A 14,562-nucleotide genomic window follows, 5' to 3' on the forward strand; every position below is an offset into this window, starting at 1 on the left:
TGTAAGCAGTTTAGTATTGCACCTACGGCGCAAAGGCGTTTGCGTCGGGACGCTACAAAGCTTTAGTCCCTAACGGGGCAGGGCTATTTTAAGTGATAACTGCTATTTATTTATAGAAAAAAGGTATGCGAACAGCTCTTTAGTAAAGAAAAACTGCAAATGACCTTACGGGGGAATCGCTAAGAGAACTTATCCTGTATTTAGGTTAATATCATAAACATCAATTAAGATGGTTAGCTACCATGTGTACTTACATCTTCCAAACAAAATATTTGCTCCGTAGGAGCTACAGCTTTGTAGCAGATAGCGCAAAGCCATTTTTGCGCCGTAGGTGCTAAACGTAATAAATTTCACAAAACAACAAAGGCGATGAGTTTGTGCTCATCGCCTTTAAAATATTTGTTCCCCTTTAGGGGGGGTTATGGGAATAACTTATCGCGCCGGTGGAGGCGTTGGTAATGTTTTGCGTGGGATCATTTCCTTACGCTCTGATGTGTTGTAAACAAACGATGCTACAATGGTAGCTGCCTGCTTCAAATCTTCTTCGCTAAGGCGGTCATAGGTATCCTGGTTGCTGTGGTGTGTACGGGTGTTGTAATCCATACCATCCTGGATGAACTGGAAACCCGGTAAGCCCAAAGCATCGTATGATTGATGATCCGTACCGCCGGTGTTACCCACGGTCACTGAACCTGCTCCTAAATCCTTAAACGGCGCTAACCACGCTTTAAATATCGGCCCTGCGGCGCTGTCGCCTTGCAGGTATATACCACGTATTTTACCTGTACCGTTATCTAAGTTGTAGTAAGCATCCAGTTTAGCGTGCTCCGGTTTAAGAGCCATGGTAGCACGGTCGCCAAAGTGCTGGGCAACATACCCGCGAGAACCGAATAAACCCTGCTCCTCGCTGCTCCAAAGCGCAATACGGATAGTACGTTTTGGCTTATAGTTAATAGCTTTCAGGATACGCATAGCTTCCATCATAACGGCACTGCCGGCAGCATTATCAGTTGCACCGGTTGCACCATGCCATGAATCGAGGTGGCCGCCTATCATAATTACCTGGTCCTTCAGTTTTTTATCAGTACCCGGTATCTCGGCAATCACGTTGTAACCTTGCAGGTCTTTATTGAAAAACTCCGTTTTGATATCGGCTTCCAGTTCAACCTTTTGGCCTGCTTTAACCAAGCGCAAAATACGCAGGTAATCTTCACCGCTGGTTTCCAGCTCAGGCGCTACAGCCTTTGCGGTGTCAGCGTACGATGCACCGTTGGTAGTAAAAGTAGTACCATCGGTACCTCGGCCCTGGGCCAGTATTAAACCTACCTTCTCGTTCAACAAAAATTCGTTGATGGTAGCACGCATTGCCCTTGCACGGCGCATAGCTGCAAATTGCGGCGAGTTGGCATCAAACTGCCTGCGCGGTGCACCACCCGCAGGAGCCAAAGTAGCAGCTTCCATTTTTGCCAGTTCCTCGTCGGTATAACGGGACAGGTCGGGATTTTTACTGCGCTGCAGTTTTGCCTGCGTGTCAAATATTACAATTTTACCTGCAAGCTTGCCTTTATATTTATCTAAATCGGTAGTGGTATCGGCCTTTACAAGTACCACTTCGCCTTTTATCAAACCGTTGGTGCTTGGTGTCCATGCTTTAGGAATAGCAATGATGGCGTGATAATAAGGAACCGTGATAGCAGCATAATTTTTCTGCACTTCCCAGCCTTTACCAAATTTGCCCCAAGGCTCCAATTTGGCGTTTACCATACCCCATGAGGTGAGTTGTTTAACGGCCCAATCCTGAGCGCGTTTTAAGCCGGGCGAGTTTGACAAACGCGGACCGGCAACATCTGTTAAGTAAAAAGCGGTTTCCATTACCTTTGAATGGTTTAAACCCTCTTCACGAATTTTAGCAACAGCAGCCTGATCCACAACCTCTTGCGCCATGGCCGATCCTGCCAGGCCTGCAGCAGCCATGCAGGTGTAAAGTAATTTTAATTTCATATAAGTCAGTTAGTTAATTACAACAAACTTATTTAATTAAAACTGCAATTAATGTTGCACGGGCTTAACAAAGTTGTTACAGTGAATATTTATTGGCGTGGGAAAACACCATAAAACAAAAAGGGCATTGCTTCATCGCAATACCCTTTTTGAACTTAAAAGAATAGGTTAACTATCTAACATCGCCTTGTACTTTCCTTGCGGTGCTTCTGCCCGGCAGGTAAATCTGGAAACCAAAAGATAAGTTAAGATTGCTTTGTGAAGTTTGATTGCCAAAACCAACAAGGTTGTTGTATTTAAGCAGTGTTTCTAAACCGATGCTTGGTGTAATAAAGTATGCAAAGCCCGGACCAACGCTTAAGTTAAGACCGTTGGTTTTGCCACCACCGTCGCTTACGTTAGCACCGCCAACACCTACTGTTGCCTCGCCAAAAATACGGCCATGTTTCAATACCTCAACGTCTGACCCTGTGTAGTAACGGCCCAAAGCACCAACACCATAAGTTGTTGTAGTAGGCGTATTTTTAGCAGTTTGGATACCTAAATTTAAATAACCACCCAACGCAACATTATCCTGAATAAACCAGGCGGCTTTAGGGGTAATATCAAAACTGAAAATTTTAGGATCATCTAAACCCAGGTTGATGTTGGAAAGGTTTCCACCCATCAATACATTGCCCTTTTGGATTTGAGCATTCGCTTTAAAACCCAATGCGGCGGCTAATACAAATAGTAAAGTAAATTTTTTCATAATATTATTTTCATAACTATAGGCAATTGAGGTGCCATCCGTCAATAACAAAGCTTTAACTTAAAGCAAATAAGAATAATTGCCGAGAAATAAAATTATATTATACTTAAAATCAGGCTAAAAGAACATAAATTTATCAGGAAATAAAATTGGCATTTATTAGTGTTAAAAATGTTTGATTGACAATTACATCTCTTAATTAATACATATTGCGCATAATACCCTACATTTATCTTTACAAATGCAACTTATATGTTACAAACGGCTGTACCGGTATTAGCATCATTAAATGCTGATGAAACTATCACTTTTTATACCCAAAAGCTTGGATTTATTTTAGATGCCAATTGGGATGGTTACCTGATATTTCATCGTGATAATATCATTATTCATCATTGGGCCACTACCGACCCTGAGGTACCAAAGGCAACCGGCTGCTACGTACACGTTACCGAGGTAGATAAACTTTATGCCGAGTACCTTGCGCAAGGTGTTGTGCACCCTAATGATCCATTAAAGAACCGCCCCTGGAACAAACGAGAATTTTCTATTTTAGATAATAACGGAAACCTTATACGGCTTGGCGAAGATATAGCTTAGTTGATAAGCAGTTTGTAACCCCGGCCATGCACGTTGATGATCTCTACTGATGGATCGTCCTTTAAATACTTACGTATTTTGCTTAAAAACACATCCATGCTGCGGCCGTTAAAATAGTTATCATCGTGCCATATGTTAAGCAATGCCTCCTCACGGGTTAGTACCTCGTTCTTTTTAAGGCAAAGCAACCTTAATAGTTCGGCCTCTTTGGTCGAGAGCTTTTGGGTATTGCCATTGCGTGTGATAATTTGCGAGGTGTAATCAAAGTCGTAGCTCCCCAGGCTAAATTGTGCGGGTTTTTCATCGTCAGTTTTCTCGGCAGCTTGTGTACGTTTCAACAACGCGTTAATGCGCAACAGTAATTCCTCTATCCTGAAGGGCTTGGTTATATAATCATCCCCGCCTAGAGTAAACGCCTGAGTTTTATCCTCAATCATTGCCTTGGCAGTTGCAAAAATGATGGGCACAGTGGGGTTTATCTTTCTAATCTCCTTGCCTAATGTAAATCCATCCTTTTTGGGCATCATCACATCGAGGATCAGCAAATCATAAGCTTGTTTTGTAAATGCACGCAGGCCTTCCTCGCCATCTTTACAAAGTACAACATCAAACTTACCCTTAAGCTGCAGGTAATCCTGTAATAACAGGCCCAGGTTAGGATCATCTTCAACAAGTAGTATTTTCTTCATGAGTATTTTTTTAAGAAGTCGGGGAGTCCGAAAGTCCGAGAAGTCCGAAAGATAGAAACAAAGCATCTTTCTGACTTATCTGACTTTCCAACTAATTAAATCTTTCGGACTTCCCAACTTTCGGACTTTCCGGACTAAAAATCATCACACCGCCGCAAATTTGAGTTCAAACTCCGAGCCTTTATCTTTTTCGGACCGTACGCTTATCGTACCATCCAGCCTTTTTACAATGGTGTTTACATAGCTTAACCCAAGGCCAAAGCCTTTAACATCATGCAAATTACCGGTTGGTATACGGTAAAACTGCTCGAATATTTTGGCTTGCTGATCGCGGTTCATTCCTATACCTTTATCAGCAACCCGAATGTACACCTGGCCGCCTTTATTAAATGTGCTGATAGTTATAACCGGGGCATCTTTACTGTACTTTATGGCATTATCAATAAGGTTATAAAGCACATTGCTAAAATGCAGTTCGTCGGCAATAATAACCGGGTTTTCGGCTTCCAGATGCAAGTTGGCTTCCGCACCGCACTTCTGTAGTTTCAAATTCATGCTATCCAACACTACGCCAATCATTTCATTAACATCAACCGGCTTTTGTTCCAGCTTGAAATCGTTTTTTTCTATCCGGGCAATATTAAGCACACGCTCGATATGGCTGCCGAGGCGCACATTTTCTTCATATATAACATTGGCAAGACGGGCCACCCTGGCCTTATCTTCGGCAATTTCATCATCCTTTAAAGCCTCGCTGGCAATCATAATGGTTGATACCGGCGTCTTAAACTCGTGCGTCATGTTATTAATGAAGTCTATCTTCATCTCCGATATCTTCTTTTGCTTTAATATCGACATGATGGTATAACCGAAACAGAAAATCAGCACCAACAGCAATCCGGCAGTACTGCCCATGGTGGCTGTCATGTTACCTAATATAAAAGAGCTTTTTTCGGGGAAGGTAATTTTAATCTTGCCAGGGTCGTTCACCACCTCGTTGCTGAAGATGGGCTTTTCATAAGTATTAGCTTCCACAAAATGCGGCTTTTCGCCCTGATTCATGGCGCTCGAGAAAATGAGCGAGTCGCTGTTGGCTGTGCTTACTTCATAACTAAACGGAAGCGAAATACCGCGATTATGCAGCTCAAAACGCAAGAGTGAATCTATCCAGATTGTGTTGATACGCTTATAAAGCGGCTCGTTAGATTTTCGGTACTCCTCGGCAATGCTTTCAATAACACTGGTTTTTGTAGGCAACGTTTGCGAAATATTCTGCAGCGAGTCTGCCTCGAGCATCTTCTTTACTTCTTTAAAACGGCGTTCCTTTTCATGCCTTATCTGCTCCTGCTGCCAAAGCGGATTAATGCGGGCCTCTGATATCACCTGACGGCCAAATTGCGGGTCGATGTAGGTGTATCGCAGGGTATCATATTTATTAAGCTTGCGCTTAGGGTTACGCACAGGTGCCGGGGTTTTAACTATCTCGGGTATAAAGCGGCCATGCACATCGCCAAACTCATCGGTAAACTCCTCTATCCTGATGCGCAGGTTTACTGTCCCCATCTGGGCCATACGCGCCAAATCATCATCCATTTGTTTATGCATGATCATGCGCTTAAGGCTATCGCGCAGCATGGCAAGTTTACGCTCACGCTTGCTTTTTTTATTGCGAATGGTAACCGAATCGAGCGATGTATTTTTTCCGTTGATGCTGATCTGGGTAATCTTATCTACCCTTTGTAATGATGTGAATGATTGCTGCCTGTCGGTTTTGGCGTTCAAAAAGTTAATGGCATCGCGTTTGGCAACTTTGTTAACCACGCTGTTCAGCGCCTCGTTAACCGACCGGTTAAAAAGCTCGGATTGCATTTTGTATGACTGGCGCAAAAAATAAAGCTGCATAGCCACCACGCCTACCAACGCAAAACCCATCAACCCTATAATTAAACCAATACTCCGCTTTTTCATGCAAATACAAATTTATTTTTAATTGACTTACCGTAGAGGCTTTTAACAAATTTTAACAAATGCTACGTTTGTTTTAATCTGCTGATATGCAAGCATTTTATAACTTTGGTATGCAAAACCATATCATCATGAAAAAGATATTGACCAAACCCGGCTTCGAAGTAATTTTTTCGCTGACCCTGATAACCATAATGGCCCTGCCACCGCTGGTACTGGCGCAAACACAAAAGAGCATTGAAATTAAAATAGTTAATGGCGACACCACCATTAACGGGAAAAATATTAAAAAACTTAATGCTGCAGAGCGCAAAGACGCCTTAGCAGTTATGAGTGAGGCACCTGTGCCACCGCCAACGCCACCCGTGCCCGGCAATAATTCTGCTTACACCCTTAACCAAAATAAGGACGGCAATACCGTGATAATTGAAAAGCAAGTTACAACAGATAATGATAGCCGCACACTTGCAGGCGGCGCACCAAAACGCATTCGTTTAAAAAGGATAACTACCGATAGTACTTACAGTACCCGCCTGGATGGCGAGCCGGCACCGATGAAGTTTCGTTTAAGCCGCCGGGTAAAAAATGGAATGGATAGCCGTAACAGCCAATCGGCCAGCTACTCCAATACCGACAGCGATGGCATTACCACTACGTTTAGCTACACCGTGAACGATGCACCGGCCGATAAGTTAAAAGCCTTAACAGGCGCAGATAAGGCAACGCTGGATATAAGCGACCTTTACTTAAGTTACGAGTTCAGTACAGCTAAAAGCATCATTTCATTAAATGTGCCCGCCGGTAGTACCGAGCTAAAATTAACCAACAGTAATGGCAACACCATCTGGGCAGAGAAGACATCTGCAACAAGCTTTACCAAAAAATTTGTATTGCCGGTAAATGGTGTTTACTACTTGCAGGCTAAACAGGGCAGCAAAGTAGCACTTAAGAAAATTGTTAAAGAGTAACTTGCAGTTGCCGGTTAGGCAGTTAGCAGATAAAAAGGCCCTCTCGAATATTTCAAGAGGGCCTTTTTTATCTTTCATCAGTTTTTAGCAAATCTTAATAGAGCAAACTGTGAACTAAATACTGCAACTAATATTAGAATGGCAAATCGTCATCATCTGGTGCAGAGCTGATATCAGCTGGCGGGGCGTATTGCGGTGCTGGTGCGCCGGCGCCACCAAGCTGGTTAATTTTCCATAACTGCAGCGAGTTGAAATAGCTTTTTTTGCCTGACTTGTCTGTCCATGGGCGGCCGCGCAGGTTAAAAAACACTTCTATATCATCACCAACCTTAACATTATCCAACAAATTGCAACGATCCTGTATAGCTTCGAACTTTAAATACTCGGGATACTGTGGGTTCTCGATGTATTCAAGTATCAATTCTCTCTTCTTCAATGATTCGGTTACCTGTTGGGTTGCCGAAACTTCGTGTACCTTACCTTTAACTTCCATAGTTTCCAGAAAATATTTAAAATGTAAAGTTAATAGTATGAAATTAAATAGCGGCGTATTTAATTCATAAATTCGCAGAATAATTATGCAAGTTTTCCACACCGAGAGTAAAATCATTATTACCTGCAATAAGCGCCTGTCGCCCTACCTGCAGCACGAAGTTGAGGCACTGGGCTACAAGCCAACCCGCGTTTTCCAAACAGGGGTTGAGCTGCAGGGCACCGTTACCGACACCATTCCACTTAACCTTAACCTGCGCTGCGCCAGCCAGATATTATACTTGCTTAAAAGCTTTGAGGCCGAAAACCCGCAAGAGCTTTATGACGAACTGGTTAAAATTGAATGGGAACAGCTTATTGATTTTACAGGTTATTTTTCAGTAACTTCAAACGTAAATAACGAGCATATACTTACCCCGCTTTTTGCCAACGTAAAGGTTAAGGATGCCATTGTAGACAGGATTAAATCTGTTAAAGGCATACGCCCAAACTCGGGCGCGGATGTAAACAAAACGGTTATACATCTGTACTGGCAGGATAACAAAGCCGACATCTTCATAGATACATCTGGCGAAACCCTGGCCAAACATAGCTACCGTAAAATACCGGGCAAGGCACCTATGCTGGAGGCGTTGGCCACATCAACCATTATGGCTACCAACTGGGACAGGAAAAGCACCTTTATTAACCCCATGTGCGGATCGGGCACGCTGGCTATCGAGGCGGCGCTTTTAGCCACCGATAAACACCCCGGCCTTTTCAGAATGAACTATGGCTTTATGCACATTATGGGATATGATGAGCAGGTTTTTTTTGTTGAGCGCCGTAAATTGAAAGACAAGGCAACCAAGGCTGTCGACTTCAAAATTATTGCAACAGATATTTCTGAAGATGCTATTGATATTGCCCGCCGTAACGCAAACACTGCAGGCGTAGAACATTTGATTGACTTTTACGTTTGTGACTTTGAAGAAACGGAAGTACCTGAGCAACCAGGTGTGGTAATGTTTAACCCCGAATACGGCGAGCGCTTAGGCACGCACAGCAAGTTAGAGGTTACCTACAAGCGCATGGGTGATTATCTTAAAAAGAAGTGCCTGGGATACCGCGGATACGTTTTTACCGGCAACCCGGACTTAGCCAAGAAAATTGGCCTGCGCCCAAGCCGCCGCATTGAGTTTTATAACGGTAAGCTTGATTGCCGCTTGTTTGAGTACGAGCTGTATGAAGGCACCAAACGCGAACCAAAAGCAGAATAAATGAAAAAGCTGATCATATTTGCACTTTTACTATCAACCGCATTTTTTGCGCAGGCGCAGCAAACCGAGCTATCGTTCCCTTTTCAGGGTGGCGCACCGGTAATGACAAAGTTTTTTAAAGACAGCATTACGGTAAGCCCGGAAATTAAGGCCAAAAAAGCTACGGGCATGGCAATCTTAAAGTTTACGGCTGATGAGTACGGAACAATATCAAAAATTGTGATCTACTACGCTGATGATTACATGCTGACCGTACCTGTTATTGAGGCCCTGAAAAAATCAACCAAAAAATGGATAATCCCCGATAAAGAGAAGTTCCATGATTTTATTATCCCGGTATCAATAGGCTTTAATAAGCCAACAACCGGCATTGCAGAAGTGCAGAAGGCTAATTACGATTTCTACAAAACCCGCAGGCCAATTTTAACCAAAGACCAATTGCCTTTAAACTCGGCCACGTTGCTGCCTACCGTTATGGTAAGCTACGATTTGAAATAATATAGGCTGACACAATATTGAAAAGCCCTTGCAAACTCAATTTTGCAAGGGCTTTTTGTTAAGGGGCATTTTTAATTATTCATCATCCTCGTCCACACGGGCAATGGCACCGCTTTTCTTGAGCAACTTTGCACTTTCTGCCAGGCGAATAAACTCCGCACGATAGCCTTCACTATCTGTACCCCTGCCTGCACGTGCGGTAGCAATGGCATGATCGAAGTTGGATTTTTGTTTAAACTTCGAATCGCGCAGCAGGATACCAAACTCCGCCACGGCCGACGCAAATTTAAAATCAACTGATGTGGCATTAAAATCAACCGGGCTGTCGTTTACTGACACCTGGCTCACTTTACTTTTAGCAGATACGGGTTCTTTGTATCTGAATTTTACAGTCAGCATTTCCCCGGCGCCAGTTGCAAGTACCAAAGTATCATTTTTTTGATACTTTAAAGGATCTACAATTCGCGCATAGTCATCTTTAATCCCTGCCGGTACAATTTCATAAAAGGCGGTAACAGCATGGCCGCTGCCCATATCTCCTGCATCTTTTTTATCGTCATTAAAATCTTCTTTGGCCAGCAAACGGTTTTCATATCCTAACAAACGGTAAGCCTGTACTTTTGCAGGGTTAAACTCCACCTGCAGTTTAACATCCTTTGCAACGGTAAACAGGGTACCGCCAAACTCATTAACCAGGGTTTTACGCGCCTCGGTAATGTTATCTATATAAGCATAATTACCGTTGCCTTTATCGGCAAGGGTTTCCATCTTGCTATCTTTATAGTTACCCATGCCGTAGCCCAACACAGAAAGAAAAATGCCGCTCTCGCGCACTTTTTCAATCAGCTTTTCCATATCATCATCGCTTGATGCACCCACGTTAAAGTCGCCGTCGGTTGCCAGTATAATGCGGTTATTGCCTTTGGCTATCAGGTTTTCGGCAGCAATTTTATAAGCTAACTTTATACCCGCACCACCTGCGGTTGACCCGCCCGACTCAAGATTGTCGATAGCGTTTTTTATAGTTTGCTTTTTATCGCCGGGGGTTGAAGGCAGTACCACACCGGCCGCGCCTGCATAAACCACTAAGGCAACCCTATCTTGTGGGCGCAACTGATCTACAAGCAACTTTAATGACGATTTTACAAGCGGCAGCTTATTTACTTCACTCATTGAGCCGGATACATCTATCAGGAAAACCAGGTTTGATGCAGGCAATTTATCCGTTGCAATGGTCTTTGCTTTTAAAGCCAGGCGAAGCAACCTGTGTTTAGGCTTCCTCGGGGCCGATGAAAGTTCGGTATGTATAGCAACAGGTGCATCGTCTTTAGGGCCTGCAAGGTTATAATTAAAGTAATTGATCATCTCCTCAACACGCACCGCATCAGCAGGCGGCAGTTGCCCCCCGTTTATAAAACGGCGCATGTTACTGTACGACGCTGCATCAACATCGGTAGAAAAAGTTGAAAGCGGGCTTTCCTTTACGCTGGTAAAACCGTTTTCTTTAATGCCTTTGTAGCTTTCGGTGTTTTTTGGCATCGGGGCGTTATACCCATAACTTTTATTATTTCCCCGGATATACATGGCCGATGTTGCGCCCGGTGCACCGCTTACTTGTACACCGGCAACACGCCCGTTTAAGGTACTTACACTACCTGTTATGCTTTTCGCCTTTCTTTGGACCCCATAGGCCGTAACAACAACCTCCTGGAGCGAGCGAGTATCTGCCTTAAGCACAACATTTACGAGGTTACTATTGCCAAGTTTTATAACTTGTGTTGCATAACCTATAAATGCAAATTGCAATTTGGATGAGCCATCTGGCATATTTATACTATAGCGGCCACTTGGGTCGGTTTGCGTGCCGATGCCTGAACCTACTACGTTTACACTTACACCTGCTATTACCAATCCATCATCGCCGGTAACAACACCGGTAACGGTGCGGCTTGTTGCCATCCTGAAACCTGTAAGCACGGCCAGGGCAATCATCATAAATAATATCTTTTTCATATCTATTGAGTTTAGTAGATAGATGCGGCACACAATAGATTTCCATAAGCCATTTAAAAAAATTATTTTGGAGCTTTAATGAACTTCTTCAGCAAGCCAAATAAACCGGAAGATAAAGCAGATGATGAGTTGGTTAGCAGCTATCGCCAGCATGGCGATGTGCAAGTGCTGGGCAAACTTTACGAGCGCTATATGCCGCTGGTATATGGTGTTTGCCTTAAATACCTTACTGATGATGAGCTTGCAAAAGATGCCGTAATGGCCATTTTTGAAGAATTGATTACCAAGGCAAGGCAGCATGACATTAAACAATTCAGGAGCTGGTTGTATGTACTGGCGCGTAACCATTGCCTCATGCAAATAAGGGCTGGCAAAAAAATGGAAACCGTAAACCTGGACGACTTTGTGGAATTTACCCCGGTTTTGCATCATGATACCGAAAACCGGGAAGAGGCCCTGCAAGCTTTGGAACGATGTATGCAGAAGCTGACATTACCACAAAAGCAAAGTGTAAGCATGTTTTACCTGCACGAAAAATGTTATAAAGAAATTGCCGATGCAACCGGCTATACCATGAACGAAGTTAAAAGCTACATACAAAACGGTAAGCGCAACCTTAAAATTTGCCTGGAAAAGAACAGTGGAAAATAAACGGGCCAACATATCGCAGATACGCAAGTACCTTAATGGCGAGCTTGATGCAAAAGCTATGCACCAGCTGGAACTTGAGGCACAGCACGATCCGTTTTTGATGGACGCACTGGAAGGCTATACCCCTAAACCGGATAACATTGATACCGGCCTTGCCGACCTTAACCAGCGCCTTGCCAACCGAACCCAGCCAGCAAAAGTAAAGCAACTTATACCATGGCTCAGCATAGCCATTGCTGCCGGTGTTATTGGCTTCATGATAGTTGCAGGTATATTTTATAATACGAGGCAGCCACAGCAACCAAACGTTGTTGCTAATAATGTTCCTGTTGATAAATCTGTTACACCTCAATTAGCCACTCCGCGTGAGCAAATATCCGATAGCGTTACACTATCGGTGACAAACCCTACCAGCTTAGCTGCATCACCAGGTAAAAAATATAATAATGCCAAGACAATTGCGGCTCAGGGCAATACGGTGTCGCGCTACAACAAAGCGCAGCCAGCGGCAACAACGCCTGATAGAACCTTGGGTGACAAACCAGAGATAACCAACCCGCTTTTAAAAAGCGACAGTATGCCGCTTGACGAAATGGTTGTACTGACCTACACCTCCCGCAAAAAAGACAGCACTGTAAAACCGGACATGCCTGCAACTGTGGCCATAGCTAAAAGGCCGCAATCGCAAAGCATAAATAGCAAGGCCGAAGGTGTTGCTGTGCCGCAACCGGTTGGCAAAAAGGAAGATCTTAACAAGTACGGGCTGGGCTACCTGGCTCCCAAAACACCATCGGCAGGGCTTATTGCTGGCAGGGTTACCAGCCAAACAGACGGGCAGCCATTACCGGGCGTGACAGTAAAGGTTGACGGGAAAAATACCGCCGCACAAACAGATGCCAATGGCTATTTTAAGGTATCGGCTGTAAAAGATAAAGAAACGCTTACTATATCATATTTGGGCTATCAAACCAAAACAGTAAAACCCGGCGATAGCGTAAACGTTGCTTTAACAGAACAGCACAACAGTTTAAATGAAGTTGTTGTTGTAAGCAAACCAAATAACGATATAACTGACATAAACAAAGCACACCCACAAACCGGCTGGCAGGCTTTCAAAAACTATTTATACCAAGGGGCCAAGTTGACCGACGGTAAGGCAAAAGGCACCGTAAAACTTAAGTTTACTATTACCGAAGATGGATCAGTTTCCGATATCATTATCGTTAAAGGGCTTGATGCTGAAAGTAATAAACGCGCCATCGAACTTATAAAAAACGGCCCGGGCTGGATAAGCAATATAAACGGCAAGCCTGAAACAGTTACCGTTGCCGTAGATTTCCATAAATAAAGGCAACCAAATACCACGAATGCATCTGGTTGCCTTTATATAAATTTGTTAAATCTTAATTTAGCTTTTCGGCCAGCAAATCATTCGTCAGTTTTTCAAACTCGCTGATGAATTCGGTATAATGGCTGCCGGTACCCGGGCCGCTAAAGCCTGTATGTATTTTACGCACGTCGCCTTTTTTATCGATGATAATAGTCGTTGGGAAACCCACCACTTTAGCCAACATTGGCAGGCTTTTGGCCGTCTCGGCTTTATTGCTTGTATAACCGGTAATTAATAGCGGGTACTTAATATCGAAGCGATTTTTCATTTGGGTAACCGTACGTTGCGATTTCGCAAAATCGGCTGTACGCTCATAAGCCAGGCCAACAACTTCAACACCTTTGGGTTGATATTTTTTATAGTAGTTAACCATGTAAGCGGTTTCGTCCATACAGTTTGGGCACCACGAGCCAAGTATTTGTACAATTACTACTTTATTTTTAAAGCGGGCATCATCTAAAGAAACCGGTTGCCCGTTAAGATCCTTAAAGTTAAAAGCCAGTTTCTTGTAACCAGGCTTAAGCGCAGTAAGCGAGTAGGCATCAGGTAGTTTGGCTTGTTCGTTTCTTATGGCTCCCCAAACGTCTTTGCCTGTTACACCCGAAAAGAACTTACCATCCGCAAGTGTATTGTTATCCTTAATTTTTGCTGTGAATAAGAAAGCGTGGCCCCCGTCAAAGCACGACAGGTAAAGACTATCACCTGCAACTGTACCTTCTAAAAAGCGGTAGTCGCCGGTAGTAGTTAAAAAGGTTCCTGTTACTTTGGCACCTGCCTGCTTAAATTCGCCAACGGTAGTATCGCGGCCTTCACCTTCGCCAAACACGGCCGACCATCTGCCGCTTACATTAAAGGCTGGCTTAGCCGGGTTCTTAAAAAAGCGATAAGGAGTGGCTGCAGTTGCTGCAAATTCCATAGGTACATCTTTATCGCCCAGGTGGCGTATGTACTGGCCCTGCAGTTTGTTTGCTGCCAATCTTAGTTTAAACTCCGAATCAAACAAAGGCATTTTAATAAATACCGAATCGCCGCGGCTGCTGATGTCTGTAACCTTAAAACGCTCCGTACTGTTTATTATGGCCAGCTGCTGCTTGCCGCCTGCGTTGGTAACATCAAAGTTAAAAGGAATGTCCTGCCCACCCGCTGTTTTTAAGGCACCGCGCCAAGTGCCGGGTTTTAAAGTAGCCTGAGCCTGCACGGTGTAATTGATGGCGGTAAGTAAAAACGTGCCTAAAATGAATTGCTTTATCATAAATGAAAAAATAGTCTACTAATTTAATATACT

Annotated in this window: 13 protein-coding genes; 6 read left to right on the forward strand and 7 right to left on the reverse strand. The window is 43.8% G+C overall.

What is annotated here, in order from left to right:
- Positions 1-432 precede the first annotated feature (432 nt).
- Both FPZ43_RS06105 and FPZ43_RS06110 read right to left on the reverse strand, forming a co-directional pair.
- The gene (locus FPZ43_RS06105; RefSeq protein WP_261380997.1) at positions 433-2,001 is read right to left on the reverse strand and encodes a M28 family metallopeptidase; all 1,569 of its coding nucleotides are present in this window, start codon (positions 1,999-2,001) and stop codon (positions 433-435) included.
- Positions 2,002-2,173: 172 nt separating this feature from the next.
- The gene (locus tag FPZ43_RS06110) at positions 2,174-2,752 is read right to left on the reverse strand and encodes an outer membrane beta-barrel protein (protein WP_146380969.1); all 579 of its coding nucleotides are present in this window, start codon (positions 2,750-2,752) and stop codon (positions 2,174-2,176) included.
- A 252-nt stretch (positions 2,753-3,004) separates the two neighbouring features.
- On the opposite strand from FPZ43_RS06110, the gene FPZ43_RS06115 reads away from it, so the two are divergent.
- A complete protein-coding gene (locus tag FPZ43_RS06115; RefSeq protein ID WP_146380970.1) occupies positions 3,005-3,352 on the forward strand; it encodes a bleomycin resistance protein in 348 nt (115 codons plus the stop codon).
- Here FPZ43_RS06115 and FPZ43_RS06120 read toward each other — a convergent pair.
- Together FPZ43_RS06120 and FPZ43_RS06125 are read right to left on the reverse strand one after the other, a co-directional pair.
- Positions 3,349-4,041, reverse strand: coding sequence for a response regulator transcription factor (locus FPZ43_RS06120; protein ID WP_146380971.1), 693 nt, complete (start codon positions 4,039-4,041; stop codon positions 3,349-3,351). The genes FPZ43_RS06115 and FPZ43_RS06120 overlap by 4 nt on opposite strands.
- A gap of 144 nt (positions 4,042-4,185) precedes the next feature.
- The gene (locus FPZ43_RS06125) at positions 4,186-6,009 is read right to left on the reverse strand and encodes a sensor histidine kinase (protein WP_261380998.1); all 1,824 of its coding nucleotides are present in this window, start codon (positions 6,007-6,009) and stop codon (positions 4,186-4,188) included.
- 128 nt (positions 6,010-6,137) lie between these two features.
- Here FPZ43_RS06125 and FPZ43_RS06130 point away from each other — a divergent pair, with 128 nt between their 5' ends.
- Positions 6,138-6,974 (forward strand): T9SS type A sorting domain-containing protein, encoded by an 837-nt coding sequence (locus tag FPZ43_RS06130; RefSeq protein ID WP_186461772.1) that lies wholly within the window; start codon positions 6,138-6,140, stop codon positions 6,972-6,974.
- A 133-nt stretch (positions 6,975-7,107) separates the two neighbouring features.
- Here FPZ43_RS06130 and FPZ43_RS06135 read toward each other — a convergent pair whose 3' ends face one another.
- Positions 7,108-7,467 (reverse strand): DUF3127 domain-containing protein, encoded by a 360-nt coding sequence (locus FPZ43_RS06135; RefSeq protein ID WP_146380973.1) that lies wholly within the window; start codon positions 7,465-7,467, stop codon positions 7,108-7,110.
- 85 nt (positions 7,468-7,552) lie between these two features.
- Between FPZ43_RS06135 and FPZ43_RS06140 the strand changes: the two genes are divergently transcribed.
- Complete coding sequence (locus FPZ43_RS06140) at positions 7,553-8,725, forward strand: THUMP domain-containing class I SAM-dependent RNA methyltransferase (protein WP_146380974.1); 1,173 nt, start codon at positions 7,553-7,555, stop codon at positions 8,723-8,725.
- Positions 8,726-9,223: a hypothetical protein gene (locus FPZ43_RS06145; RefSeq protein WP_146380975.1), complete on the forward strand. Its 498-nt coding sequence runs from the start codon at positions 8,726-8,728 to the stop codon at positions 9,221-9,223.
- A gap of 75 nt (positions 9,224-9,298) precedes the next feature.
- Here FPZ43_RS06145 and FPZ43_RS06150 read toward each other — a convergent pair whose 3' ends face one another.
- Positions 9,299-11,236 carry a vWA domain-containing protein gene (locus tag FPZ43_RS06150; protein ID WP_146380976.1) on the reverse strand — a complete coding sequence of 646 codons (1,938 nt, stop codon included), beginning with the start codon at positions 11,234-11,236 and terminating at the stop codon, positions 9,299-9,301.
- A 78-nt stretch (positions 11,237-11,314) separates the two neighbouring features.
- Between FPZ43_RS06150 and FPZ43_RS06155 the strand changes: the two genes are divergently transcribed.
- Together FPZ43_RS06155 and FPZ43_RS06160 are read left to right on the forward strand one after the other, a co-directional pair.
- On the forward strand, positions 11,315-11,887 hold the full coding sequence (locus tag FPZ43_RS06155; RefSeq protein WP_146380977.1) for an RNA polymerase sigma factor: 573 nt from the start codon (positions 11,315-11,317) through the stop codon (positions 11,885-11,887).
- The gene (locus tag FPZ43_RS06160; RefSeq protein WP_146380978.1) at positions 11,877-13,235 is read left to right on the forward strand and encodes a carboxypeptidase-like regulatory domain-containing protein; all 1,359 of its coding nucleotides are present in this window, start codon (positions 11,877-11,879) and stop codon (positions 13,233-13,235) included. The genes FPZ43_RS06155 and FPZ43_RS06160 overlap by 11 nt, the downstream gene beginning before the upstream one ends.
- Before the next feature lie 55 nt (positions 13,236-13,290).
- On the opposite strand, the gene FPZ43_RS06165 is transcribed toward FPZ43_RS06160, so the two are convergent.
- A complete protein-coding gene (locus FPZ43_RS06165; RefSeq protein WP_146380979.1) occupies positions 13,291-14,529 on the reverse strand; it encodes a TlpA disulfide reductase family protein in 1,239 nt (412 codons plus the stop codon).
- Between the last annotated feature and the right edge of the window lie 33 nt (positions 14,530-14,562).

The sequence above is a fragment of the Mucilaginibacter pallidiroseus genome, from assembly GCF_007846085.1.
GTDB lineage: Bacteria > Bacteroidota > Bacteroidia > Sphingobacteriales > Sphingobacteriaceae > Mucilaginibacter > Mucilaginibacter pallidiroseus.

Coding starts and splice junctions, on each gene's coding strand:
- FPZ43_RS06105 (WP_261380997.1), bottom strand. CDS start 2,001: ATGAAATTAAAATTACTTTACACCTGCATGGCTGCTGCAGGCCTGGCA.
- FPZ43_RS06110 (WP_146380969.1), bottom strand. CDS start 2,752: ATGAAAAAATTTACTTTACTATTTGTATTAGCCGCCGCATTGGGTTTT.
- FPZ43_RS06115 (WP_146380970.1), top strand. CDS start 3,005: ATGTTACAAACGGCTGTACCGGTATTAGCATCATTAAATGCTGATGAA.
- FPZ43_RS06120 (WP_146380971.1), bottom strand. CDS start 4,041: ATGAAGAAAATACTACTTGTTGAAGATGATCCTAACCTGGGCCTGTTA.
- FPZ43_RS06125 (WP_261380998.1), bottom strand. CDS start 6,009: ATGAAAAAGCGGAGTATTGGTTTAATTATAGGGTTGATGGGTTTTGCG.
- FPZ43_RS06130 (WP_186461772.1), top strand. CDS start 6,138: ATGAAAAAGATATTGACCAAACCCGGCTTCGAAGTAATTTTTTCGCTG.
- FPZ43_RS06135 (WP_146380973.1), bottom strand. CDS start 7,467: ATGGAAGTTAAAGGTAAGGTACACGAAGTTTCGGCAACCCAACAGGTA.
- FPZ43_RS06140 (WP_146380974.1), top strand. CDS start 7,553: ATGCAAGTTTTCCACACCGAGAGTAAAATCATTATTACCTGCAATAAG.
- FPZ43_RS06145 (WP_146380975.1), top strand. CDS start 8,726: ATGAAAAAGCTGATCATATTTGCACTTTTACTATCAACCGCATTTTTT.
- FPZ43_RS06150 (WP_146380976.1), bottom strand. CDS start 11,236: ATGAAAAAGATATTATTTATGATGATTGCCCTGGCCGTGCTTACAGGT.
- FPZ43_RS06155 (WP_146380977.1), top strand. CDS start 11,315: ATGAACTTCTTCAGCAAGCCAAATAAACCGGAAGATAAAGCAGATGAT.
- FPZ43_RS06165 (WP_146380979.1), bottom strand. CDS start 14,529: ATGATAAAGCAATTCATTTTAGGCACGTTTTTACTTACCGCCATCAAT.